General features: G+C 36.9%; 22 protein-coding genes. 7 read left to right on the plus strand and 15 right to left on the minus strand.

Annotated elements, in window-relative coordinates:
- Positions 1 to 10: 10 nt before the first annotated feature.
- From comX to WQ54_RS22835, 4 genes are all read right to left on the minus strand, one after another.
- Positions 11 to 169, minus strand: coding sequence for a competence pheromone ComX (gene comX / locus WQ54_RS32990; protein ID WP_084822277.1), 159 nt, complete (start codon positions 167 to 169; stop codon positions 11 to 13).
- A 4-nt stretch (positions 170 to 173) separates the two neighbouring features.
- Positions 174 to 1,106: a polyprenyl synthetase family protein gene (locus WQ54_RS22825; protein WP_084822278.1), complete on the minus strand. Its 933-nt coding sequence runs from the start codon at positions 1,104 to 1,106 to the stop codon at positions 174 to 176.
- Between the two features lie 169 nt (positions 1,107 to 1,275).
- The gene (locus WQ54_RS22830; RefSeq protein ID WP_046587683.1) at positions 1,276 to 1,416 is read right to left on the minus strand and encodes a DegQ family regulator; all 141 of its coding nucleotides are present in this window, start codon (positions 1,414 to 1,416) and stop codon (positions 1,276 to 1,278) included.
- A 704-nt stretch (positions 1,417 to 2,120) separates the two neighbouring features.
- Positions 2,121 to 2,345, minus strand: a complete 225-nt coding sequence (locus WQ54_RS22835) for a hypothetical protein (RefSeq protein WP_046587685.1) — start codon at positions 2,343 to 2,345, stop codon at positions 2,121 to 2,123.
- A 269-nt stretch (positions 2,346 to 2,614) separates the two neighbouring features.
- Between WQ54_RS22835 and WQ54_RS22840 the strand changes: the two genes are divergently transcribed.
- A complete protein-coding gene (locus tag WQ54_RS22840) occupies positions 2,615 to 3,307 on the plus strand; it encodes a TerC family protein (protein ID WP_046587686.1) in 693 nt (230 codons plus the stop codon).
- A 459-nt stretch (positions 3,308 to 3,766) separates the two neighbouring features.
- Positions 3,767 to 5,221: a 4-hydroxyphenylacetate 3-monooxygenase, oxygenase component gene (gene hpaB, locus WQ54_RS22845; protein ID WP_084822279.1), complete on the plus strand. Its 1,455-nt coding sequence runs from the start codon at positions 3,767 to 3,769 to the stop codon at positions 5,219 to 5,221.
- A gap of 23 nt (positions 5,222 to 5,244) precedes the next feature.
- Here the strand turns inward: hpaB and WQ54_RS22850 are convergent, their stop codons facing one another.
- From WQ54_RS22850 to WQ54_RS22890, 9 genes are all read right to left on the minus strand, one after another.
- Positions 5,245 to 5,493 (minus strand): YueH family protein, encoded by a 249-nt coding sequence (locus tag WQ54_RS22850; protein WP_046587688.1) that lies wholly within the window; start codon positions 5,491 to 5,493, stop codon positions 5,245 to 5,247.
- 106 nt (positions 5,494 to 5,599) lie between these two features.
- The gene (locus WQ54_RS22855) at positions 5,600 to 5,821 is read right to left on the minus strand and encodes a spore germination protein (RefSeq protein WP_046587690.1); all 222 of its coding nucleotides are present in this window, start codon (positions 5,819 to 5,821) and stop codon (positions 5,600 to 5,602) included.
- A gap of 73 nt (positions 5,822 to 5,894) precedes the next feature.
- Positions 5,895 to 7,013, minus strand: a complete 1,119-nt coding sequence (locus WQ54_RS22860) for an AI-2E family transporter (protein WP_046587692.1) — start codon at positions 7,011 to 7,013, stop codon at positions 5,895 to 5,897.
- A 243-nt stretch (positions 7,014 to 7,256) separates the two neighbouring features.
- Complete coding sequence (locus tag WQ54_RS22865) at positions 7,257 to 8,594, minus strand: hemolysin family protein (protein ID WP_046587694.1); 1,338 nt, start codon at positions 8,592 to 8,594, stop codon at positions 7,257 to 7,259.
- A gap of 194 nt (positions 8,595 to 8,788) precedes the next feature.
- The gene (locus WQ54_RS22870) at positions 8,789 to 9,472 is read right to left on the minus strand and encodes a zinc metallopeptidase (protein WP_046587696.1); all 684 of its coding nucleotides are present in this window, start codon (positions 9,470 to 9,472) and stop codon (positions 8,789 to 8,791) included.
- Positions 9,473 to 9,591: 119 nt separating this feature from the next.
- The gene (locus WQ54_RS22875) at positions 9,592 to 10,020 is read right to left on the minus strand and encodes a MerR family transcriptional regulator (protein ID WP_046587698.1); all 429 of its coding nucleotides are present in this window, start codon (positions 10,018 to 10,020) and stop codon (positions 9,592 to 9,594) included.
- A gap of 177 nt (positions 10,021 to 10,197) precedes the next feature.
- Positions 10,198 to 10,728: an HD domain-containing protein gene (locus WQ54_RS22880; protein WP_046587700.1), complete on the minus strand. Its 531-nt coding sequence runs from the start codon at positions 10,726 to 10,728 to the stop codon at positions 10,198 to 10,200.
- 382 nt (positions 10,729 to 11,110) lie between these two features.
- Entirely contained in the window at positions 11,111 to 12,343 is a 1,233-nt protein-coding gene (locus WQ54_RS22885; protein WP_156178088.1) for a sensor histidine kinase, read from the minus strand.
- A gap of 302 nt (positions 12,344 to 12,645) precedes the next feature.
- Positions 12,646 to 13,398, minus strand: coding sequence for a (S)-benzoin forming benzil reductase (locus tag WQ54_RS22890; RefSeq protein WP_046588021.1), 753 nt, complete (start codon positions 13,396 to 13,398; stop codon positions 12,646 to 12,648).
- 168 nt (positions 13,399 to 13,566) lie between these two features.
- On the opposite strand from WQ54_RS22890, the gene WQ54_RS22895 reads away from it, so the two are divergent.
- The 5 genes from WQ54_RS22895 to WQ54_RS22915 all read left to right on the plus strand — a co-directional run bounded on the left by WQ54_RS22895 (position 13,567) and on the right by WQ54_RS22915 (position 17,096).
- Positions 13,567 to 14,799: a CdaR family transcriptional regulator gene (locus tag WQ54_RS22895; protein ID WP_046587703.1), complete on the plus strand. Its 1,233-nt coding sequence runs from the start codon at positions 13,567 to 13,569 to the stop codon at positions 14,797 to 14,799.
- 109 nt (positions 14,800 to 14,908) lie between these two features.
- Positions 14,909 to 16,042: an alanine dehydrogenase gene (gene ald / locus WQ54_RS22900; protein WP_046587705.1), complete on the plus strand. Its 1,134-nt coding sequence runs from the start codon at positions 14,909 to 14,911 to the stop codon at positions 16,040 to 16,042.
- Between the two features lie 74 nt (positions 16,043 to 16,116).
- Complete coding sequence (locus WQ54_RS22905; protein WP_046587707.1) at positions 16,117 to 16,362, plus strand: DUF2164 domain-containing protein; 246 nt, start codon at positions 16,117 to 16,119, stop codon at positions 16,360 to 16,362.
- A gap of 73 nt (positions 16,363 to 16,435) precedes the next feature.
- Positions 16,436 to 16,882 carry a YndM family protein gene (locus WQ54_RS22910; protein ID WP_046587709.1) on the plus strand — a complete coding sequence of 149 codons (447 nt, stop codon included), beginning with the start codon at positions 16,436 to 16,438 and terminating at the stop codon, positions 16,880 to 16,882.
- A 13-nt stretch (positions 16,883 to 16,895) separates the two neighbouring features.
- Positions 16,896 to 17,096, plus strand: coding sequence for a hypothetical protein (locus WQ54_RS22915; RefSeq protein ID WP_046587711.1), 201 nt, complete (start codon positions 16,896 to 16,898; stop codon positions 17,094 to 17,096).
- 57 nt (positions 17,097 to 17,153) lie between these two features.
- Here the strand turns inward: WQ54_RS22915 and WQ54_RS22920 are convergent, their stop codons facing one another.
- Complete coding sequence (locus tag WQ54_RS22920) at positions 17,154 to 17,885, minus strand: bifunctional 2-polyprenyl-6-hydroxyphenol methylase/3-demethylubiquinol 3-O-methyltransferase UbiG (protein WP_046588023.1); 732 nt, start codon at positions 17,883 to 17,885, stop codon at positions 17,154 to 17,156.
- Positions 17,886 to 17,993: 108 nt separating this feature from the next.
- Positions 17,994 to 18,362, minus strand: a complete 369-nt coding sequence (locus tag WQ54_RS22925; protein WP_084822282.1) for a GrpB family protein — start codon at positions 18,360 to 18,362, stop codon at positions 17,994 to 17,996.
- Between the last annotated feature and the right edge of the window lie 290 nt (positions 18,363 to 18,652).

An 18,652-nucleotide genomic window follows, 5' to 3' on the forward strand; every position in this document is an offset into this window, starting at 1 on the left:
TTTCAATATTTTAAGCCCAATAAGTATTTAATAACTTTCCAGAATTAAGAATCCCCTCAATCACAGCCAAAACATCATCTAGATCCACCCCAAGCAAACTTGCTTGTCCGTTAATAACTTTTTCTAATACATCTGGATTTTCAATTAAAAAGTTTACAATTTCATGCATGGCTTTATCTCTCCTTATGATTGGTTTTATTTTTTATTAAATGGAATTTCAAGCTTTCAATTTGGAATGAATTGATTTTTAATCCTTCGATCATTCGTATTGCCCGGTTGATGGCAACTTGGCTTATAACATTTAAATATTGAGCTACGCCAGAATTCAGGAGTTTTTGTTTATAGTATTTAAAATCGCCAAATTCCTCAAGAATGTCTTTTCCACTCGAAAAAAACGTTAACAGATCATGAGCATGTTTGTTGTAGCCCTGTTGTAAATATAAAATGGCCAAAGATTTCTTTTGAATCGAACGGTCATTTTTCATCGGATTAAAGAGATCTCTGAGATCGTTATCAGCTTGTGCGGCAATGCCAATTTGATAAGAATAGTTCTCCACCTCAGGATTATTGGCATTTGCAAGCAGCATTCCGCTTACACAGGCAAGTGCAATTAGTGATCCTGACTTAAGCTTCATCATTTCTAAACATTCTTCTTCTGTGCTTATGGAGTTTTGCAAATCTTCATGCTGCCCTTCCATTGCCTGAACAGCGTATTTATTAACAGCATGCAAAATTTGCTGTTGAAACGGAGAAGATAGTGTTAGAAAAGTGTGTTGGCTAACTGTATACAGTGTGGTAGCAGCATTTAAAGCAATTGCAGGATCCATTTGCATCCAAAGTTCATTCTTATTATCCAAGTCCTCAAGATCATCAAACATATCAAATGACAAAATTAACAATTCAATTGCTGCTGCCAGCCGGAGAGCTTCTGGGTCTTTTCCCCCAAATGCATGATGATGAACAAGCGCCAATTGACCAAAACTAAAACGTTTTTTAGAATTAACAAAGGATTGTAATAGGTCTTGCAGCGTCGTATTCTTAACATTTATGGCAATCGCCTGGTTCATCTGTTCTTGGATTGATTGAAAGTCTACAACTTCTATCACAGTCACCCCTTTGGCTTAATATTACTATACTAAGGGGGATTTGAGTAGTAGTGAAAATAGTATATTATACCCTATTCCATTACATCTATACCTATTCCTTTTAAATATGTCATTTTATAACATAAAAAAAACTTGGCAAATTAGCCAAGTTTTTTTTATGTATAATAATTTAAGAGACGTTCAATACTGCATATTTATCATACTTATCGATACTTTTATTTATACTGTGTAATGATTCTTTCGTTTCTTTAATTTCTTGTTCGAGTTTTAGTAACAGCTTCGTCATTTCTTCAATCTTTTGCTGATCCATCGTTTCACACTCCTTATAAGTTGGTAAGCGAATGCATGGCCAACGTATACAAAATCAATGTTCTATATATAAAAATTCTAAAATACTTAGCGATAATTTTCACCGAAAATAATACGTAATACTCAATGCGCGATACCGCAAACATACGCAATAGTCCAAATTATGTATTTTAGATACATCTTTATACCTGATTCATTAATAAATGATGCCTTTTTATCGCCTTATAAAACTTTACGTGTTTTTGTTGATTCAAATAGGGGTAATGAAATTATTTCTAGCTCTCTGCTTTTTATATAGGCACTGACATACTATTTTAACTTCCGCTGCAGAAGCTTGCTTACCTCTTATAGTGCAAGCCCACCTCTGCACCTTCCGCAGGCTTAGATCTTTCCTGTCCCATTGTCCAACAGGAGTCACGAGAATCCCTTTTAATCAATCAATTTAAGACAAACATAGTACTCTTCCCACTTTAATAAGAACTCAAACCTATTTACGCAAAAAAATAGGATAAAACACAAAAGGTTGACTCCTTTCGTCTTAATCACAGTGACGAAAGAAGTCAACCCATTTTCTTTTCTTCTAATCTTAACGGGCAGAAAGTCCCCACAAAAGGATATAAGAGGGATACTGCCCGTAAACTATCCGACAAGGGGTTGTTGCCCAAGCCAGGCGAGACATAAAGCCGTCGCGTGATAAGTCCCGCTTTATACAGTTAAAATATTATGATCAAATATATTCTGCGCTTTTAAAATTGCCAGTTCAATTAATTCAGCTCTTTTCTCTTTAGGCCCCTGATACTCTAAGGTGTAGTCTTCAATTCCAGTTTTTGAAAACAAGCATTCCATTTTAATTTTGCAATTGTCTTTCATAACCGAAAATACCGCAACCATCTTATCGTCCAAGACAAAAAATGTTGGCTGCCCTCCCATAGAGATAAAGACCTCCTTTAATTGCTCAATTATCATTTTTATAGGCTTATACATTATAAAGATTCTACGGTATCTGTGTGTTTCCTTTTTTATTTTCTTAATTTTTTCAATCAAAAATTAGAAAAAATAAAAAAACATTCTATTCACTAAACATTATGCTCTAAAATACAATAAACTTACACTATTTTCCTTATCAGACCAGTGTTAAATCTTAACAAGGATACATTGCTCCATACCGTTAAAAATAGGAGAAGTGGGGTGAAAATAAAATGGATTTTATCTCTATTGAGTTTTTTACTGCACTTCTGTCAATAGTTGTTATTGACTTAGTTCTTGCCGGTGATAATGCAATTGTCATTGGTCTTGCAGCCCGTAATCTTCCTAAGGATCAGCAAAAGAAAGTGATTCTTTTCGGAACGATTGGGGCCATTATTATTAGGGCTCTTGCTACACTGGTCGTTGTTTATTTGCTGAAGATTCCTGGACTGCTTCTTGTCGGCGGTTTGGTTCTATTATGGATTGCCTACAACTTGATGACAGATGAAAATAGTCATGAGGTAAAATCAGGCTATAGCTTCTGGGCAGCGATTCGTACCATTATCATTGCAGATGCTGCAATGGGGCTCGACAATGTGCTTGCCGTAGCTGGAGCAGCACACGGCAGCTTTTTATTAGTTATATTAGGCTTGTTAATCTCCATTCCAATTGTCGTATGGGGAAGTACTGTGATATTGAAATTTATTGAAAGATACCCGCTAATTATTTTAGTCGGTGCCGCAGTTGTCGCTTGGACAGCAACGAAGATGATTGTTAAAGAACCTTTTCTGCAGAACTTTTTTGCGGATGATTGGGTTCAGTATGCCTTTGAGATTATTGTCGTTGCGGCAATCGTTATTACGGGTTATGTTAAAATGAAGCGCAACGAACAAAGTGAGCAAACAAGAGAAAAAAGTGCTAGTTAATGAAAGTTAACTAGCACTTTTTGCCACAAAATATATTGAACCATATTAGGAAAATGAAATCTATAGGATTAAACATTTGCTGGCTTTACATGTGTTTAAATAAACTCATTGTAATCTTTATCCACCCAAAAAAGGATAACCATAATGGGACACTTAACAATGTTGCCCAAAACATACCCTTCATAAAGTTTTCTTCGTGCATTCTCCTCACACCTCTCAAAATTAGATGCTAATCTTAGCTTATCCATGGTGTATGTATTTAAACATAAAAGAAAACGCTTACATAATTTATTTCCTTGTTTCTATTATCTTTATTCCTTTTTTAGAAGCTTAATTCCTGTGAAAAGTTTTCTTCATTTTCTTACATTATTTTTATTTCCCCTTTTTCATATCTTAAAAACACCTTAGTTATTTCATCAGCATATAGTGTTACATATTTGTTGGTAAGGAGTGGGAAGTGTGCCTGCCATTAACGGGAACCAATACTTAGCACGCATGGATCAAATAAAGCCTGAGGTTTGGATAAAAGGCGAAAAGATTCAGGGTTCATTATCAATGCACCCTGCATATAAAGGGGCAATGAAGACGAAAGCAGCTCTTTATGATCTACAGGTTCATCCTGAGTTGATCAACAAAATGACATATAAGTCGCCAAAAACAAATGAAAGAGTTGGTTTATCATTTCTCCAGCCAAAATCAAAGGAAGATCTTGAAGCGCGAAGGGATATGATCAAGATCTGGGCGACAAAAACAGCCGGCATGATGGGGCGAACACCTGATTACCTGAATACGGTTCTTATGACGCTATCAGCTTCAGCAAGCATTCTTAATGATCAAGATGAAGAGTTTAGCAATAACCTTATCCTTCTCTATGAAACTGCACGTGAAAAAGATCTTTCTTTTACCCATAGCTTTATTAATCCGCAGGTGAATCGCTCTTCAGGGTATGCTGAGCAATCTGCTCAGCCGATTGCACTTACTATTGTGAAAAAAACTTCAGAAGGACTTATCGTTAAAGGAGCTAGGCTTCTAGCAACTCAAGGCGGCATGACTGATGAAGTTTTAGTTTTACCATCTGGCTCTCATGTGAAAGATGAAGCATATGCTTTTTCTTTTAGCATTCCTTCTGATACAAAGGGCTTAAAGTTTATTTGCCGTGAATCCTATTATCAAGGTGAATCTACTATTAATTATCCACTTTCATCTCGTTTTCATGAAATGGATACGATCATGATTTTTGATAATGTGCTAGTTCCATGGGAGCGTGTATTTTTTTACCACCGCCAAGATATAGCTCAAAAGCTCTTTGCCAGAAGCAGCTTTACGCCGCTTGCCCTCCATCAAGTTATCATCAGACAAATCGTAAAAACAGAGTTCATTTTAGGGCTCGCTCAAAAAATGGTGCACACTTTAAATGTATCTGAATATCAACATATTAAAGAGAAAATAAGTGAAATGATCATGGGGTTAGAAACGATGAAAGCGCTATTGGATCGCGCCGAGCTTCATGCCAGTGAGGATAGCTGGGGAACAGTTGTTCCTAATGCGAATTCATTATATGTTGCCGTAACGATGTTTCCAAAGCTATATCCAAGGTTCATTGAAATCTTACAGCTTATTGGGGCTGGGGGCTTAGTTTCGATTCCTAATGAAGAGGATTTCCAATCCTCGTTAGATGCAGATATATCTCAGTATTTCCAAGGGGCTGCCTGTGATGCTGTCACAAAGACGAAGATTTTCAGGCTTGCATGGGATTTAACAATGAGTGCCTTTGGGACCCGCCAAACTCAATATGAACGCTATTTTTTTGGAGACCCAGTGAGGCTGGCTTCCAACCTCTATAGCGGATATCCGAGGGATGACTATGTTAAACAGGTCGAGGATTTTTTAAACAATAATAAAGAGGCTCACTAATCTAAGAGCCTCTTACATTTGCCTTACATTTCCCCTACCCAGTGAATTAATTTAGCTGCCAACTCTTCCGCAGTCTCTTCCGCTACATTTTTCGACAAGGACTCAAAAAGCCGCGCTTTAAGCTCCTCTCTTTCCTCCTCATATTGAACCGACGTAGACCATTCGATTTCAGGAATCGCAATCAGGCTAAATTCTTGTTTTTTATTTTCATATATATACACATTTTCTATAAAAACTTTTCCATTATGTACATTCGCTTTTCTTATTTTCATTTACAACAATCCTTTCCTACAATCTCTCAGCTTTATTATAGTAAATTTTATCAGTTTTACATAATAAAAAAAGGGTCTGACTCCTGATCTGGAGTCTGCCCTTTTTTCAACTATTAAAGAAATTCGATTGATCAAACAGGTCAATATCACTAAAATTTGTAATATTAAATAGATTATGCATCTCAATAAAATCTCCATTATTTGCTACACCAGAACCTAATGAAGATTTATCTACACTTTTTGGAGATAAGCTGAACGAATCTCCAACCTTAAAAATCGCATTCTCTTCAATCGAGTTTAATTGCACTGGACCGACAAATGCAGGCATTGCTCTTCCTCCCCCTTTAGCCCATTAAGCGGCTTTATCGCCATTATATGAGTAAAAGGTAAAATGGTTCTGCTTAATAATCTTCTGCTTTCTCCATGTTCAGTTCTTTTTTGTATTTCATTCTTAATTTTATCAGTCTTATAATGTTCAGCGTAACCGCCTTTAACACGGCATAAGTCGGGACAGCTAAAATCATCCCGATAATTCCTCCAAAGCTTCCTGCACCGATCAATAATAAAATAATCGTCAGCGGATGGGTGTTTAATCGTTTACCAATAATAAGAGGAGAGAGAAAATTCCCATCAATTTGCTGGACAACGAGTACGACAAGGGCTGCCAGTAACGCCTTCGTCGGAGACTCAAGCAAAGCTATAATGACAGCAGGTGCTGCACCAATAAACGGTCCTAAATATGGAATAATGTTCGCAACAGCCACGACAATTCCGAGTACTAAAGCATAATCCAGACCAATAATTGTATAACCGATGAAACATCCTAAACCAACCGCAAGCGACACGATGAGCTGGCCCTGGATATAGGCTGATAACGTTTCATTTAAATCCTGAAAAATTTTAATTCCCTCACGACGATAAGCGGTAGGCAGGATTTTTACTGCGGTGGAAGGCAGCTTATGACCATCCTTTAGCATATAAAATAATATGAATGGGACCGTAATAATTGTTAACGTAATATCTGTCACAACGCCTAAAATCTTTGTAAAGCTGGCGGTAATATTTTCAGGCAAGCTTGTAGCATAGCCTGATAAATTTGCTTCAATTTGTTCAAATGATACATATTCCTGTTCCATAAGCCATTTAAATCCAGGTGATTGCCACATATTTAAAATAAACTCGGTTATTTCTTCAACGTATGTAGGGAAATTTTCAATCAAATCGGTAGCCTGTTCTGAGAGAATCGGACCGATAAAAGCAATAAGTGCAGAAATAACGCCGATAAACACGATATATGGAATTAATATGGCTAAAGTTCTCGGCACATTTCCTCTTTCAAGCAACTTAACTAATGGAGCAAAAATAAAATACAAAATCCCAGCAATTAAAATCGGAAAGAATAGAGTTGAAGCAAAAACAATAATCGGTTCAAACAAAAAGGATACCTTTGTACCAACATAAATAATTAAGAGCAGCAATAAAATCTGTAATGTCCAAAAATGAATCTTAGATTTAAACACAATTTTTCCTCCTGTTTCGTTAGAACCTCTTGTTCTAGACAAAATGGCTAGAGCAGGCATTGAATTAATTATGTATACGAACGGCTTTGATAAAGGGTTTCAAAAATGACTTACTATCTATTACAAATGTACAATATTTATCTTAGGTTTACCAATAATGTCCTAAATTCTTTAACCATTTTCTTCATTAAAATCAAAAAAGCAGTTAGACTTAAATCTAACCACTTCTCCAATTACATAAACCTATTCCTCAACTTCGAGCAGCTTTACCGTTTCCAGCTCAGGTATTTTTTGAATTTCAACTGAGCGGATGAGATGACCTTCCATATCAAGAATATGAAACTCAAAGCCATTGTAAGTCAGCTTATCTCCTTGTTTACTCTCAATATTTTGGGTAAGTATCCAACCGCCGAGTGTATCAATATCTTCATCATCTATATCTAAACCTAGTATGTTATTAATCTCGGAAATAAGCACTTTTCCATCAATAATAAAATGCAATTCACCGCGCTTTTGAATGTCTGGAACCTCATCCTGGTCAAATTCATCTCGGATATCGCCGACAATCTCTTCGATGATATCCTCTACTGTCACAAGACCAGCTGTACCACCATATTCATCCACTAATATTGCCATATGCACACGTTCTTTTTGCATTTTAATTAATAAGTCATGAATCGGAATGGATTCAATCACTTGAATCACGGGACGAATGTATTTTTCTATCGTAGTTGCGTTTCTTTTTTCGGGTATTAAATAATATAAATCGGTAAAAATTTCTTTGAGGTTGACCATGCCGATGATATGGTCCTTATCCCCATTAACAACAGGATAGCGTGTGAATTTTTCGTTCCTCATGATTTCTAAGTTTTCATTAAATGTTTTTTCAACTGATGTTGTTACGATTTCTGTTCGCGGCACCATAATTTCCTTTGCGATTCGCTCGTCAAATTCAAAAATTCGGTTTACATATTTAAATTCGGATTGATTGATCTCACCGCTTTTGTAACTTTCAGAAAGAATAATACGCAATTCCTCTTCTGAGTGGGCTAATTCATGTTCGGAGGCAGGTTTTAGACCAAATAACCGAACAAGCAAATTGGCTGAACCATTTAATATCCAAATAAATGGGAACATCACCTTGTAAAATAAGATAAGCGGTCTTGCAAAGGCCAATGTAATAAATTCCGCCTTCTGAATTGCCACTGTTTTAGGAGCAAGCTCACCAATAACAACATGTAAAAATGTAATTGCAAAAAAGGCAATAGCAAATGTTAAAAGGTGGACAATCGACTCATTTAAATGCAAGGTCTCAAAAAGCGGATGCAGCAATCTTTCTACTGTGGGTTCTCCGAGCCAGCCCAGCCCTAATGCAGTTATGGTTATTCCCAGCTGACATGCTGATAAATAGCCATCAAGATTAGAAGTTACTTTTTTCGCAGAAATTGCGGAAGTGCTACCTTCTGCTATAAGTTGATCCAGCCGAGAGCTTCTTAATTTAACGATCGCAAATTCCGAAGCTACGAAAAATGCCGTTATTGCTATTAAAATCGCAACAATTACCAGGTTAACAATATCCAAAATAAGGGACTGGCCATAAAGCGTGATTTATCGGGACTTTACTGGCAGTTATCACTCCACTTATCTTCTTAGTTTTTTTGAACCTCGAAGTCTGGATTCTACTGCCAGTGTAAGTTTTGAAAAATGATAAACACCATCTTTTAAGCTTGGACAGTCCCCGTCACCTCCTAGGAAATGAAATTTTTTCTCTCAGGTTATTCTTCCTCTCCTTGGAAGAAAATCATAACAAACTTTAATAATTCAAAGAGAGCCATTAATGCTCCTGCCACATATGTTAAAGCAGCGGCACCTAACACTTTATTAACACCATGTTCTTCATTATTACGGATAATTCCTTCTGCTACCATCAATTTTTTTGCACGGGAGCTTGCATTAAATTCAACCGGCAGAGTGATTAACTGAAATGCTACCGCGAATGAGAAGAGAATAATCCCAAGACCGATCAAATTTAGGGAACTTAGAAAAATTCCGCCGATCAGTAAAAATGGCGCAATTCCTGATGTAAGATTAACGACTGGAAACATTTTATGTCTTAATACTAACGCGCCGTATGCTTGTTGATGCTGAATCGCATGTCCTACCTCATGTGCTGCCACAGAAACAGATGAGATGGAATGGCCATAGTATACAGGCTCTGATAGACGAACAACACGCTTGATCGGGTCATAATGGTCTGTTAGTGTCCCTCTGACAGGCTCAACCGGAACTTGATAAAGTCCGTTGCGGTCAAGGATTTGCCTTGCCACCTCAGCACCTGTTTTGTGAGAGGATACAGCTACTTTAGACCACTTATTAAAATTGCCCTTCACTTTAAACTGTGCCCAAATTGATAAGCCTAATGCTGCAAAAATTAAAAAATCCATTGGATGGAAAAACATCCTTTTCTCCTCCTCAAAAAATGAAAGTCTTATTGTAAAGTTGCTGTTTTTGCAAAAAAATAACCTAAACTAAAATTACCTATGCTTATTTTGACCCATCGTACGTTGTAATAGACTCTTTAAAACTGTTGTAAAAGAAACAAAAGCGATTGCATAAGAGCCCTGCTTTGCGGGGTAATCTGCTTTGAAACCTTCTGTTGAGAATCCTCGTTTAAACGATTGAAAATTGGTTTTAATTCGTTAATTTCAATCTCAAGCTGCTTCATATGGGCGGCCAAAATTTCCGCCTGTTTTAAGCATTTATCCTGCTGTTGGCCCGATTGCTTTCCCGAGCGTTTTAGCTCAAGTCGTTCTTTTATATCATGTAAGCTCATATTCAATTCTTTACAGAATTCAATAAAACGAATATCTTCAACCGATTGTTCAGAATATAATCTGTAGTTTGAGGCTGAAGTCGATTCTACCTGCAGCAGCCCTATCTGGGTATAATAATCAATTGTTCGTTTTGAAACATTTGCCTTTTTTGCTAATTCACCAATTTTATACAACAAAACCCCATTATATCACCTCGTACTACTAGTAATACCTTAATCTTATCGTTTTGAAACTGTACAGTCAAACGTTATGGTTTATACATTCATTTCACCCGAATTTAATCCTATGTATATAAAGAAATGGTAAAACTTGCTCTAATAATAAGCCTGTTTTACCATGAACTATTTATTTTATACTGTTTTTCGATATTCCGTTAATAACTGCTCTATTTCCTGATCCAAGCGTTCAACCCTTTTCAATGCTTCCTCTTCGCTGATTTTCCGGTAATGATGTTTTCCAAGAGGTTCCTCATCCATTTCATCAGCCATACGGACAATCTGCTGTAGTGACGTTTTCTTCATTGAGTTTTCTGGTAGATAAGAATCTGTATGCAATAATACAGCTAAAGCGATCTCCTTAGCATATTGCCGATCCTCGCCAAGACGGATGAGAAGCTTGTGAGCACGCTCCGCTCCCTTAATCGCATGAATGTCATTTTTCTTATATTCTTCATAATCCCATTTTCCATTGGTATACCATTCATAATGACCAATATCATGAAGCAAGCCTGCTTTTGCTGCGATATCTGGATTCACTCCATGCTTAATGGCGAGTTGAACAGCATATTGGGCAACCGTTATAGCATGCAAAACACCAGAACGATTTAAATATTTTTGTGCAATAGGATGGATAAATATATCCATGATTCTTACTCGTCGCATGGTCATCCTCCTTTTGTTAAATATTCAGACTAATGTAACATATCTAGACTGCATCTTCAAGAGCAATAGCACAAGCGCCTTGATCAGCTCAGGGCAAATAAGACGATTTAGAATAGAAGGCTCTATTTGCCTTCTATTCTAATTTGGCAAGACACGGGAGGGGCTATGAGCTGGAGCTGGAAATCGAAGCGCTTATCCAAATTATAGAATTTTATTATTTTCAAAACCACTAGATAGGCAGGTTTTCTCTCAATTTTAAAGTATTTTAATTATATATATGTAAGATATGCATGAATGGAACAACTTTTCGATTAGCAAGGGCGAAAATGCGGCAAAATAAAGAGACTGTCTCAGGAAGGATCAGACCTTTTTTGAGACAGCCTCAAGATTTCATTGGAATTGTAATGACAAAGATTGTGGAATTTCTATTTGAATCAACCTCAATTGTTCCTCCATATCGTTCAACTACATGTTTGACAATACTTAAACCGTCGCCTCTTGGAACACCTTTTCTCTCTTCTTTTGTTGAAAATCCCACCTTGAATATTTCCTTTTTTATCTCATTTGGAATCCTTGGACCAATGTTTTCAACCTTGAAGAAGTATAGAGATGGGACTGCTTTGACTTCAATACTAATGAACCGTTCAGCCTCTGGCAGCATCATCGTTGCGTCAAATGCATTATCAATCAAGTTTGACAAAATCTTTATGATGTCAATTGATTTCATTTTGTGAAAAGAATCTTCATCGACTAACAAGTGCATATCTACCTTATCATTTTGCGCCCTAACCCACTTGGACTGTAATAAAATATAAAGTGCCGGATGATTTACTTTTTGCGGCAATTCCATAGATTCGACTTCTTTCGTTAAAGAATTGACATACTCATATGCCATGTCTTCTCGTTTTAGCTTTAATAAACCTTGTATAACTTGAATATGGTTAATAAAATCATGACGAATCGACCGCATTGTCTGAAGCATCGATTGATATTCTCCCTGGTAAGTTTCTTCTGCATCACCTACTTGTGAGGTCACATCACGCCGCAGCCATAACTGATAAGCTAGAAAAATACTAAATGTAAAAAGCACAAACAATCCGCTAAATAGAAAAAAAGGAAAACTACTTTTAATCACGTTATCTACTAAATTGTTTGCTGTTCCAGCATATTCTTCTATAACAAGTGATCCAATACATTCTCCGCTGTTGTTTAAAATAGGGACTCCAGCCAGGACATATGTCCTTTTTTTGTGGTCGTTTACCCTGATCGAAAATGGCTGATTTTCTGTAAATTCCCTCTTAAGTTCTTTCAAAAAATTACTGTACTCTCCTCCATTTGACATAGAAATGGCGGCTGAAATACTATCTGCAACCAGCTTAGGTTGATTGTTTTCAGCAGCCTTTAGGATATATACCTCTTTTGTTCCCATATCATGTTTTGCCTTTCGCAAATTCTCTTCAAGCCTTTGATGTTTGTCCGGAGAATTCTCGTCTTTTAAATAGGCCTCATATGTATGTACATTAAATTGATTCAGCACAGCTCTAGCATTTGAAATTCCTTGGTTTTCAATTGTTAATTCAATCGTTTTACGTGTGCTAGCATAGGTTACATACAAATTTATGGAAGATAATAAAACAATGAGCAAAATTGTTACGGAGATGATGACTGCAACCTTTTTTTGTTTTATACGATTAATATTCAGCCACCTCTAAACTGTTTACTATATAAAGGAAAATGATGGCACATTTCCTTTAAGCCACTTGCTAAAGACCTAAAAAATGAGTAGGAAAGTTTTCATAAGGTCAGCGTGGTACATCCTCCTCATTTTCTTCATAAAATATTATTGCATCAGTTGACAATTTTTGCGAATCTTTTTTTACAATACAATTGATTATTTACAAATAATTTCATAATGCCCTAAACATATTCCTTTATATCGTAAATCCGTCCATTTTCAATTGAACCTGAAAGAAGCTGTATTAACACTTTTGCAACAAAGCCCGGAGACCGTAACATCCCTTTTTCATGGTAGTCTTTAAACTGCTCAATCGATGAAAAGTTTTCTTTTCCCGCAGAACGTATCGTCCCTTGCATCTGTGTATCCATGATACCTGGTGAAAAAGCAATGGCAATCACCTTATTACCACGCTCACCTTGTTCGACACCGATTGTTTTTGTAAACATATTTAATCCTGCCTTTGTACTGCAATAAGCACTCCAACCAGATGTCGGCCGATTTGCAGCACCTGAAGTAATATTAACAATGATCGCTTCACATGGTAATTCCTTCGTTTTCTTTATAAAAAACTCACATAACAGCATTGGCGCAAGTAAATTGAGCTGAACATTTGCGATCATCTCATTCTCCTCTGCATCGCCAACATATTTGATCGGCTCGACCATTCCTGCATTATTAATTAATGTAATTTTAGCTGCCCTGAGGTCATCAATTCTTTCAAACACATCTTCCATGACATTACTTATTTGAGCCACATTCGTTAAATCACATTCAATAAAGTGAAGTGTTGCTTGGTTTTCTAATGCTGCTTCCTCAAGAAAGTAATTTCTTGTTCTAGCTAAGTAGAAAATAGTATTGTCCTTTATTAACAATTTACTTCCTACAGCTTCCCCTAATCCACGAGATGCACCAGTTATAATGTAATAATTCATTTTTTTCATCCCTTCATTTGGTGAATTTTTTAGCCGCTCATGCATGATTCACTAGTCATTTTTCCATAGCTTTTATTGAAAAGCAAGAATGACAAGCGATAAAATAATAGCATAGGTAATCATGTACATGAGACCTATCCTCATCTATAAGAGAAAAGTAGGGATATAATGAATGAGCATTCAAAAAATCCATTTCACTATCATTTTGAAAGATTAGAAGATGTTGCAGACAGAATAAGCGAGGTTTTGCAATGTCCAATTACAATAGAAGATGTTAACCATAGATTACTAGCCTATAGTACACATGATGAATCCACAGACCAAGCCCGAATTTCAACGATTATCCGGCGGCGCGTTCCCGAGAAGGTCATCAATAGCTTATGGAAGGATGGGACAATCCCAAAGCTGTTAAGCACAGATGAGCCAATTCGGGTAGGTCAGATCGATGAGGTTGGATTAGGAAACCGAATTGCGATTTCAATTTGGAAAAACAATGAAGTGCTAGGTTTTATTTGGGCGCTGGAAATTGAAAAGCATCTTGGGGAGAACGAGCTCCACCTTTTAAAAAAGGCTGCACAGGCAGTTAAAAACAAATTATTACATTTGCAAATAGGAAAAACGAAAAAAGCGGAGCGGAACCAAGAGTTTTTTTGGAAGCTATTAACCGGACATATTTCAACAGAAAAAGAGATTCGTGAAGGCTTTCATGAGTTAAACTTGAGACTGCCTGCTATTTTTTCCGTGGTCGTCTTTAAGTTCCCGCATGAGATAAACAGCGCAACAGAAAGAAAGCTTTCCTATTTATTACAAACAACACAGCAGGCTAATATCGTCCTTGATACCATTGATTATGATGAGCTGATTATTTTATTATCGGCTAAAAACAATGCACCTTTATCAGACATTAAACTGTTTACCCGCTCTCTTATACGACAGCTTAATGAACGTTATATAATCAATGATGTTATGGCAAGCATTGGGGGTATTTATTCTCAGCCTGGTCTAATTGAAAAAAGCTATAAAGAAGCTTTAGCAGTACAGAGAATTAAAAAACGATTTCCGTTCGAAACAAACGAATTATCATGCTTTTCAGAATTAGGAATCTATCAGTATCTAGATCTCTTATACGAACAACGTAAACAACAAGGATACACAAATTACTCCTTACAAAAATTAAAGGACTATGATAAACAGCACAAAACCAATTTGGTGCAAACACTAGAGGTCTTTTTAGACCATGACAGCCAGGTCCATGATGTATCCAAAGCGTTAAATATCCATGTGAATACGTTAACTTACCGGTTAAAAAGAATTGCTGAAATTGCGGAGTTAAACCTGAGAAACCAAAATCAAAAAATGACCATTTACCTCGATTTAAAGCTCGATCGCATGTCTTTGTGAAATTTCACAAAAAGACGAAAAATCTTTCTCTTTTTTAAACAAAGATGTTTGGAAGCATTCTATTTATACTTTTTAATAAGAAATATAGCTTCTAGGGAGATGGGTTTTTATGATAATCGGGATTCCAAAAGAAATAAAAAACAATGAAAACCGTGTTGCTCTAACACCAGGCGGAGTAACTCAATTGGTTGCTTGCGGTCATCGTGTATTAGTCGAAAATAACGCTGGGTTAGGAAGCGGCTTTGAAAATGAAGCATACTTACTAGCAGGCGCAGAAATAATTGAAAAAGCGGCAAACGTTTGGGAAAAGGCAGAAATGATTATGAAGGTGAAGGAGCCTCTCCCATCAGAATATGGTTATTTCCGTAAAGGACTCGTCTTATTTACGTATTTACATTTAGCAGCCGAGCCTGCTTTAGCTAAACATCTAAAGAATAAAGGCGTTACAGCCATTGCTTATGAAACAGTGACAGTCAATAAGACATTGCCATTGCTAACTCCAATGAGTGAGGTTGCGGGCCGAATGGCGGCACAAATCGGGGCGCAATTCCTTGAAAAGCCAAAAGGAGGTAAAGGCATCCTGCTTGCAGGTGTTCCTGGAGTTAACCGGGGAAAAGTCACAATCATTGGCGGTGGAGTTGTTGGAACAAACGCAGCGAAAATGGCAATTGGCTTAGGTGCTGATGTAACAATTATCGACTTAAGTGCGGAGCGTCTGCGTCAATTAGATGATATTTTCGGAACGCAAATCAAAACATTAATGTCAAATCCGGTCAATATTGCTGCAGCTGTAGCTGAAGCAGATTTGCTTATATGCGCTGTATTAATTCCTGGCGCAAAGGCTCCAACCTTAGTTACAGAAGAGATGGTAAAGGCCATGAATCCAGGCTCTGTTATTGTTGACGTGGCCATCGATCAAGGCGGTATTGTGGAAACAGTTGACCATATCACAACACATGATCAACCTACCTATGAAAAACACGGGGTTCTCCACTATGCTGTTGCTAACATGCCGGGAGCAGTTCCTCGTACATCAACAATTGCCCTTACAAATGTAACAGTTCCATATGCACTGCAAATTGCCAACAAAGGCATTTATCGAGCAATAAGTGATAATGAAGCACTTAAAGCGGGTGTAAATGTACTTGCCGGCGAAATAACCTATGAGGCTGTTGCCCATGATCTTGGCTATCTTTACAAAACAGTTGAAGAAGTATTAGCGAGTGAACACTTAATGTATTAGTATAAAAGGAGACAGCTTGTAATAGCCTGTCTCCTTTTTTGTATATGACGAATAAACAAATGGAGGTTTCATTTATGTATAATCAACTTTCTAAAGAAGCCAGGAATAGGATGAAAGAAGAAATAAAAAGCTATTTTTACAATGAAAGAGATGAAGAAATCGGGGAAATCGCTACAGATTCTTTTCTTGAATTTTGCATGGAAAAATTAGGTCCTTACTTTTATAACGAGGGCGTACAGGATGCTATCAAAATTATAAATGAACGAAACATGCAGTCTGAAGATGACCTCTATTCACTTAAACGCCCAGTTTCTCGTTAATGGGTTGCTTTGCTTTTTTTGCATAATTTTTTAACCCTTTTCAAATAATAAAGAAAAAAGAAGGGTGATTTAGATGCAACATGTAAAAGCATTAATTATTAAAGCTGTCGCGACTTTCGTTCTCCTTTTTGTCATTTTAGGAATAGGCTTCGATGTTTCCTTTGGCAATATCCTAGCGATTACATTTTTATTAGGGATTATCTCATACATTCTAGGTGATCTCCTTTTGCTTCCAAGAACAAGCAATACAACAGCAATTATTTCAGATTTTGCTCTAGCACTGCTCTTAACATGGTTTTACCTCGCAAATATAACCGAAAATGATACAAATGCCTTTATCGCATCACTAATAACAGCAGTGGGTGTTGCCTTGTTTGAAGCCTTCTTCCATCGTTATATGAAGGCCAATGTACTGAATAACGTTGAGACGAATGAAAAGCTGAACAATGTAAGGTATCAGACAGAAGCCTCTGAAGAGCTTACACCAAATCGACGAGAATTGGATAAAGAGGAACGTTAAGGGAAAAGCGTCTTTGAGACGCTTTTTTGTTTTAATACCAGCAGATAAATGGGGAAAACCTGAAAATTGGCGGATTCGCTTATATATTACGAATTCGCCGATAATTGTCGAACTCGCTGAATGGTTCTGGGAAGGTGCTGAAATATTGGGTCAAACCGCCGATATTTTATTAGGGAACGCTGATAAATGGAGAAATAACGCTGATATAATCTAAAGTCGCCGAAAAATTAAAAAACGTCCCTGCCTCTTGCAGGAACGTATAAGCTAACTTTTACTTTTCAGCTGAGATCATTAAAAACATCGGTCTACGGAGTTCATCTTTCATTTCAGGATTATTCTTTAACATTTCGTCAGATGGAATTGGTTCCTTTACTGCTTTAATACGAAATCCGGCATTAATTAAAGTATTTACATAGGTTGACAGTGTACGATGGTATTTAATAACGTTTTCTGTCAGAAATGTTGTTTCGCGGTTTCCCTCTGACTGATAATCATCAACAGCCCAATGCAGCTTGTTTCCTTGTACATCATAATACCAATCTTGTTCATTACGTGAAGTGAAGATTGGATGTTCTACTGAGAAAACAAAAGAACCATTAGGCTTTAGACAATCATAGACCTTTGTGCAGATTGATTCAAATGACTCAATATAGTGAAAAGCCAATGAGCTGATAACCACATCAAATTGTGATTCTGAAAAATGAATATCCTCAATTGGTAATTTCATATATGAAATTAGAGGGTCATCCGTTTTTTCACGCGCTTTTTGAAGCATTTTTTCAGATATATCGATTCCAATAACAGAACTTGCTTGTTGTTCACGGGCATAGCGGCAATGCCAACCGTAACCGCAGCCTAAATCAAGTATACTTTTATCTCTCAAATCTGGCAAAAGCTCTTTTAATACATGCCATTCGCCTGCACCTTTAAGTCCCTTAACTGAACGTGGCATTTTTTCATATTTAGAAAAGAAAATTTCATCATCATACTTATTTTGCTTCATCATTTAACATCTCCTTAATTAAGTTAGCCTCCTAAAAACTAAACAACAACTTTTTAGGAGGCGATCTATCTCCTTCTAACCATTTCTTTCACCTCTATAAAAATATTACTATTTATTTTTTTGTCTCCATTCCATTGCCTTCCGTTCCAAATTTTTCACAAAATTATCTTTACCAGCACTATAGCCTGCAATGTCATTAGGGAACTCTTTGGCAAGACGTTCCTTCAATTCGCCATAGGTATGCGCTTCTTTTTTATGAGATTTTAAGTAATCACGAACAGCTAAATGGCGTTCAATTTCATATTCGTTGTCATGTTGAAAAACATGTACTTGATGTGTCCGATTTTCCCCGCCTTTTCGAAAATACCTTCTTCCTTTCATCCCAAATTCCCCAAGGGATTCATAACCTATTTCAATCATCTTTGAATCATACATATCAACCATTTCAATCTGTTTAACTTCCTCAGTTAGATACATTTATCTTTCGAATACTCACTTATTCGCAGGATTTCAAACCACTTGATCGAACAATAACGGATGAATGGAATTAATTTTGATACTTTGGCTACATGAAGGCATGCGGAAATAGAAAGGTAGAAATAACTCCAATTATTACCATATTATGCACGCATTCTCCATGCCGCCCCTGGAGGCTATCCCTCCCATGTCTCAACGGGTCTAAGCCCTCTCATTCCTTCGTCATGCCTATCCAAGGGGTGGAGGCCGGTTTTGCTAACGGAACGGGTCGGTGCCCTTGGGTTAAACAC

It is taken from the genome of Bacillus sp. SA1-12 (assembly GCF_000981385.1).
Lineage (GTDB): Bacteria > Bacillota > Bacilli > Bacillales > Bacillaceae > Metabacillus.